General features: G+C 62.7%; 5 protein-coding genes and 1 pseudogene. 3 read left to right on the top strand and 3 right to left on the bottom strand.

Going from position 1 to position 6,002, the window contains the following annotated elements:
- Positions 1 to 85: 85 nt before the first annotated feature.
- From LPN03_RS20800 to LPN03_RS20810, 3 genes are read left to right on the top strand one after another with little or no spacing between them, the layout of a single operon-like run.
- Complete coding sequence (locus tag LPN03_RS20800; RefSeq protein ID WP_316255776.1) at positions 86 to 655, top strand: methyltransferase; 570 nt, start codon at positions 86 to 88, stop codon at positions 653 to 655.
- Positions 656 to 657: 2 nt separating this feature from the next.
- Positions 658 to 2,115 carry an AAA family ATPase gene (locus LPN03_RS20805; protein ID WP_316255777.1) on the top strand — a complete coding sequence of 486 codons (1,458 nt, stop codon included), beginning with the start codon at positions 658 to 660 and terminating at the stop codon, positions 2,113 to 2,115.
- Positions 2,112 to 3,233 carry a hypothetical protein gene (locus LPN03_RS20810; protein ID WP_316255778.1) on the top strand — a complete coding sequence of 374 codons (1,122 nt, stop codon included), beginning with the start codon at positions 2,112 to 2,114 and terminating at the stop codon, positions 3,231 to 3,233. The genes LPN03_RS20805 and LPN03_RS20810 overlap by 4 nt, the downstream gene beginning before the upstream one ends.
- A 403-nt stretch (positions 3,234 to 3,636) precedes the next feature.
- Here LPN03_RS20810 and trxA read toward each other — a convergent pair whose 3' ends face one another.
- From trxA to LPN03_RS10520, 3 genes and pseudogenes are all read right to left on the bottom strand, one after another.
- Complete coding sequence (trxA, locus tag LPN03_RS10510; RefSeq protein WP_165182735.1) at positions 3,637 to 3,963, bottom strand: thioredoxin; 327 nt, start codon at positions 3,961 to 3,963, stop codon at positions 3,637 to 3,639.
- 16 nt (positions 3,964 to 3,979) lie between these two features.
- Positions 3,980 to 4,960: a thioredoxin-disulfide reductase gene (gene trxB, locus LPN03_RS10515; RefSeq protein WP_410468580.1), complete on the bottom strand. Its 981-nt coding sequence runs from the start codon at positions 4,958 to 4,960 to the stop codon at positions 3,980 to 3,982.
- A 116-nt stretch (positions 4,961 to 5,076) separates the two neighbouring features.
- Positions 5,077 to 6,002, bottom strand: a pseudogene (locus LPN03_RS10520) (hypothetical protein); the annotation flags it as partial.

A 6,002-nucleotide genomic window follows, 5' to 3' on the forward strand; every position in this document is an offset into this window, starting at 1 on the left:
AAACGTCCAGGACGCGACGCAGGATAAAGCTGCAGAAGCGGACCAGACTAGTCGGCCTCTCAAAGTACTACGTACCGAGGCAGTCATGGGTGCCCTGCACGAAGAGCGGGCTCGCAGCGTGGTGGACATGGGCTGCGGTGAGGGGGCCCTGCTCAAAATACTTTTCGCCGACCACACCATCAGCAGGATTGTCGGGACAGACGTCTCCGCTCGAATGCTCGACAGGGCGGAAGAACGGCTGCGCCTGCGCGAACTCAGTGAACGGCAACAGGAACGGCTCCAGTTGCTGCAATCGTCGGCCACCTATCTGGACGACAGGCTGCGGGGCTACGACGCCATGGTCCTCATGGAGGTCATAGAGCACATTGACCTTGAAAGGCTGCCTGCGCTGGCGGTTGCCGTCTTTGGCCACGCCAAGCCGAAGACGGTGGTGGTGACCACTCCCAACGCAGAATACAACCAGCTCTACCCGGGCCTGGCGTGCGGATCCTTCCGGCATCCCGACCACCGCTTTGAATGGAGCAGGTCCGACTTTCAACAATGGGCATCCGAACAGGCTGCCCAATGGAACTACACGGTGGAACACCGGGGCGTCGGTGAACACGATGACAAATGTGGGACTCCCACTCAGCTGGCACTATTCAGGAGGGCATGACCGTGAGTGAACTCGCAATCCCCGAGCTGTGCCTGGTGGTCCTGGTTGGCGCCAGCGGTTCCGGCAAGTCCACCTTTGCCGCCAAGAACTTTGGCCGCTTTGAGACACTCAGCAGTGACACCTTCCGGGGCATGGTCTCCAACGACGAGAACAGCCAGGAAGCGAGCAAGGCAGCCTTTGAGGCCCTCAACTTTGTGGCCGGCAAACGCCTGGAGGCCGGGTTGCTAACGGTCGTGGACGCAACCAGTGTGCAGACGGATGCACGCCGCCAGCTGGTCTCACTTGCCAGGGCCCACGATGTGCTGCCTGTTGCAATTGTCCTTGACGTCCCCCTGGCCGTCAGCCTGGCCCACAATGCCTTGCGGACAGACCGGAGTCTTGAACCCCGCGTCATCAAACGGCAGCAGGACCTGCTACGCAGGTCAGCGAGAAATCTCGGCCGGGAAGGTTTCCGAAGGATCCACACCCTCGGGAGCATGGCCGAAGTGGATGCGGCAAGCATCCGACGCGAACCTTTGCTCAACGACTTCCGACACGACTCCGGGCCCTTTGATGTCATTGGCGACGTGCATGGCTGCCTCGGTGAACTGCGCACCCTGCTGGGACGGCTCGGCTATCAATTGGAGCACGACAGCCAGGGACGGGCCATTGACGCGGTGCATCCCGAGGGACGCAAGGCTGTCTTTCTCGGAGACCTTGTTGACAGGGGCCCTGAAAGCCCAGGCGTCCTTCGACTGGTCATGGGCATGGTGGCCCGCGGGAATGCGAGGGCCGTGCCCGGCAACCATGAGGACAAGCTAGTGAAGGCGCTTGACGGGAGGAAGGTGCAAGTCAGCCACGGGCTTGCTCAGACCTTGTCCCAGCTGGCTGCAGAACCACCAGTGTTTCAGGACGAGGTGAGGGAGTTCTGCAGGGGACTTGTCTCCCACCTGGTTCTTGACGGGGGACAGTTGGTGGTGGCCCACGCAGGCATGGTGGAGGCATACCAGGGCCGGGCGTCGGCGAGGGTCCGGCAGTTCGCCCTGTACGGCGATACAACGGGCGAAACCGATGAGTATGGACTTCCGGTCCGGTACGCCTGGGCGGAGGACTACAGGGGCCCTGCAACGGTCCTGTACGGCCATACCCCCACTGTGGACGCCGTGTGGGTCAACGGCACCATGTGTCTGGACACGGGGTGCGTGTTTGGCGGGAAGCTCAGTGCCTTGAGATACCCCGAGCGGGAAGTGGTGGAGGTGGCAGCGGAAAGGATGTGGTTTCAGCCCGTGAAGCCATTGGCGCCACCCCTTGTGGGCTCTCATCCACGGCCCTCGGGGACAGAGGGCAGTGTCAGCGCCGGTGACCGCGTGCCAGGGGCGCTGAAGATTAGCGACGTATTGGGCAAACAGCTTGTCAGCACCCGGACCCACGGGCGGATTGGCATTAGGGGGAGCAGGCGGCCGGAGCGCTGGAGGTCATGAGCCGCTGGGCCACTGACCCGCGCTGGATGCCCTACCTTCCACCGACCATGAGCCCTGTTGACACCTCTTCCCTGGCGGACCACTTGGAGCATCCTGCCGAAGCCTTTGAGTCTTATCGCAGGGATGGGGTGGCAACCGTCATCTGCGAAGAAAAGCACATGGGTTCCCGGGCGGTGGTCCTGCTGACGCGCAACCCTGGCAGGTTCGGGGCCCCGCGGGGGTGGCGTGGCACCGCCTACACTAGGACCGGCAGGCCGTTCTTTGATGAAACCCTGCGTGTCAGTTTCCTGGACCGGCTCGACGCGGCAACCGAATCTGCCGGGTTGTGGAAGGAACTGGGCACGGACTGGCTGCTCCTGGACGCCGAGTTGCTGCCGTGGTCCTTCAAGGCAGGCGCGATGATCCGCGAGCAGTACGCGGCCGTGGGTGCCAGTGCCACGGGGGCCCTGGCCGATGCGACACGCGCCCTTGAAATGGCGGCGGGGCACGGTGCCGACACCGGCGAGTTGCTCCAGCGCACCCGGGAGCGATTGCAGAACGCGGCCGCCTACGTGGCGGCATACCAAAACTACAGTGCCCCGTCAGACGGTCTTGACGGGATCCAGCTGGCACCCTTCCAACTGCTGGCCTCGGAAGGCGCGAGCCATTCCGGACGGCCCCACGGCTGGCACCTGGAACTGGCCGACAGGCTTGGGGACGCTGATCAGGTCATGATCCGCAGGACCCGAAGTCTGGTGGTGGATACCGGGGATCTGGAGTCCTGCGCTGGGGGGACGGCCTGGTGGGAGGCGCTGACGGCGTCGGGCGGGGAAGGCATGGTGGTCAAGCCGCAGGCGAATCTTGCAGTGACCGGAAAGCGTCTGGTGCAGCCGGGCATCCAGGTCCGGGGCAGGGAGTACCTGCGCATCATCTACGGACCGGACTACACCCTTCCCCGCAACATGGCCAGGCTCAAGGAACGCAGCCTGGCCCACAAGCGTTCCATGGCGCTCCGGGAGTACGCCCTGGGGATTGAAGCCGTCGAAAGGATGGTCGCGGGGGAGCCTCTGTGGAAGGTGCACCAGGCAGTCTTTGGCGTACTGGCCATGGAGTCCGAGGCTGTTGACCCCAGGCTCTGACAGGCCGGGTGCTGGCGAGAGGAGATGAGCTGATGCGTGCTTGAATTTTGCACGCTTGGTGTTGGCAAAGCGGACCGGCGGGTGCGTGGTGGGTTTGGGACATTGCCGTCAATGAGGAATTCCGCGGGCGAGGATACGGACGCGACCACTGGCGCCGCCCCGTGACCTTGTTTCACGTGAAACAAGGTTGGCGGCTGGCGGAAAGCCAAACAGGGACGAAACTCGGCCAAGTGTGCCGGAAGCCCAAAAATCGGCGAAAAAGGCTGCGACCTGGCCGGATTGCAAAAATCGCGAACCAGCTTTTTGCACTTAGAATCGATCTGGGAGAACTGCCTAAACAGCTGTGGGCCGGACCAAAGTCCGACCCACAGTGCCAACCACCCAACAGTGGGTGGAACAGGAATTACTGCAGCACGCCTGCAAATTCCTTTTCAAAGTACTGCTTCGGACGGGCACCGATCACAGTGCCCGTGACCTCGCCGCCCTGGAAAAGGTAAACCGCGGGAATTGAGGTGATGCCGTACTTGGCGGAGATGGCCGGGTTGGCATCCACGTCCACCTTGATGACCTCGACCTTGTCCGAGTACTCCACGGAGATCTCGTCCAGGATCGGCCCCAGCTTGCGGCACGGACCGCACCATTCGGCCCAGAAGTCGACAATGACAGGCTTGTCGGCATTGAGGACGTCTTCGGTGAAGCTGGCGTCGGTGGCACTCTTTGCATTGCTCATGGCATTTAACTTTCTGTTAGGAATCCAGCTCGGCCAGGTAGTGCTCCACGTCCAGGGCAGCGACGCAGCCGGAACCGGAGGCAGTGATGGCTTGGCGGTAGGTGGGGTCAATGACATCACCGGCAGCAAAAACTCCCGGGATGGACGTTTTCGACGTGCGGCCGTCAACGGCGATGGTTCCGGCAGCGGTCAGCTGGAGGGAATCCTTCACGAGGTCCACACGGGGATCGTTGCCTATGGCAACGAAGACCCCTGTGACGGCCAGCTTGCTCTTTTCGCCGGTGACCAGGTTGTTCAGCGTGACGCCTGTGACCTTGGCATCGCCCTCAACGCTGGCAACCTCGGAGTTCCAGACGAACTTGATCTTTGGGTGGTTCAGCGCCCGCTCCTGCATGATCTTGGAGGCGCGGAGTGTGTCGCGGCGGTGCACCACAGTCACGGACTCGGCAAACTTCGTCAGGAAAATGGCTTCTTCCATGGCGGAGTCGCCACCGCCGATGACGGCTATCTCTTGCCCCTTGAAGAAAAATCCGTCGCACGTGGCACAGGAACTAACACCGTGGCCGACGAGGCGCTTCTCGCCGTCAACGCCGAGTTCGCGGTATGCGGACCCCGTGGAGATGATGATGGAGCGTGCCTTGAATTCCTGGCCGTCAGCCAGGGTTACCGTCTTGACGGCACCGTCCAGCGAAAGCGAGGCGACGTCGTCGTACATCACCTCGGTGCCGAAACGCTCTGCCTGCTTGCCGAAATTTTCCATCAGGTCCGGGCCCATGATGCCGTCGGGGAAGCCGGGAAAGTTCTCCACGTCGGTGGTGTTCATCAGCTCGCCGCCCGCGGTGACGGAGCCGGCAATCATCAAGGGCTTGAGGTCGGCGCGGGCCGTGTAGATGGCCGCCGTGTAACCTGCGGGGCCGGAGCCTACGATAATGACGTCGCGGACATCTCCGGCGGGGGTGGCTTGCGTGGTCACGGGTGGGTGTTCCTCTTCCTTCATTGCCTGGAACGCACACGTGGCTCGGTCCAAGGGCGTTCGATCATTGACAACTAAAAGGTGCGCAGAAATATTCCGTTGGGACGGGCGCAAGCTGCCCTGCTCCCGCCCCCAACAGGCTACTTGATGCTGATCTCGGCAATCTTCAATCCGTAAGGGTACGTCACGAAAGGCTGCAGCCTCGGCAACTGGGTAAAGCTGATGATCACGTACTTGGCCTTCACCCCGGCGGCTGCCTTGAGCGTGAAATCAGGCGCCGTAAAGGAGCCGCTGCCGATCTTGACAGCACCGTCCAGGGACGGCTTGCTGTTGGTCAGGATGTTGAACTGGCCCCCGGAGCCGGCAATCTGGTTGATGGTCACCGAACCCACCGTGGCCTCCTGCTGAAGCTCAATGGCCAGGTCAATGCTGTTCGTGAAGTGCGCAAATGTGTCATCGGAGTACTCAACCGTGGGCCAGTAGGTGCCCTTGTTTCCGTCGATGGCATCTTTGAGCCGGGGAATGAACATGTCGCCATAGTGCTGGACGCCCGGCGCGTAGGTGGTGATGTCCGTCATGTCCTTGATGGCAGGCGGAACCACAACGGGTGCCGGGGCGGCGGAGGTGGCCTGCGCCGTGGAGGAGGACTGGCCGGTGGCCGTGTTCGTGTTGCCGCCATTGGCCACCGGGGTGCCATTGAAGAGGGAACCGATGTGGGACACGGCAAAGAACAGCGCCGCCACGACCAGTACGGTGACAACGATCCCCGTCAGCCAGCGGCCGCTGGTGCGGGGGGCGTTGGAATCGTCCTCCTCCAGTTCGTCCCCATAGTCGCCCGAATCATAGTTGTCGCTGGCGGCACGGAGTTCGGCCGGAAACGTCCCGGCCTTGGCGCCCTGGCCGGCGTCGGCGTTGCGGCCCTCATTGATGAAGCCATAGTCGTCCTCGTCCCAGAGCGAAACCTTGGGCTGGGCCGGGGCAGGAGCGGGGGCGGGAGCCGGTGTGGCGGCCTGGGCAATAGGTGCCGCCGCGGTGGGTGCGGGCGCCTTCTTGGCCCAAGGTGACG

Origin of the sequence: Arthrobacter sp. A2-55, assembly GCF_025548615.1 — a bacterium.
GTDB lineage: Bacteria > Actinomycetota > Actinomycetes > Actinomycetales > Micrococcaceae > Specibacter > Specibacter silviterrae.

Excerpts from the sequence above, each read along its gene's own strand:
- LPN03_RS20800 (WP_316255776.1), top strand. The coding sequence starts at position 86 with ATGGGTGCCCTGCACGAAGAGCGGGCTCGCAGCGTGGTGGACATGGGC.
- LPN03_RS20810 (WP_316255778.1), top strand. The coding sequence starts at position 2,112 with ATGAGCCGCTGGGCCACTGACCCGCGCTGGATGCCCTACCTTCCACCG.
- trxA (WP_165182735.1), bottom strand. The coding sequence starts at position 3,963 with ATGAGCAATGCAAAGAGTGCCACCGACGCCAGCTTCACCGAAGACGTC.
- trxB (WP_410468580.1), bottom strand. The coding sequence starts at position 4,960 with ATGAAGGAAGAGGAACACCCACCCGTGACCACGCAAGCCACCCCCGCC.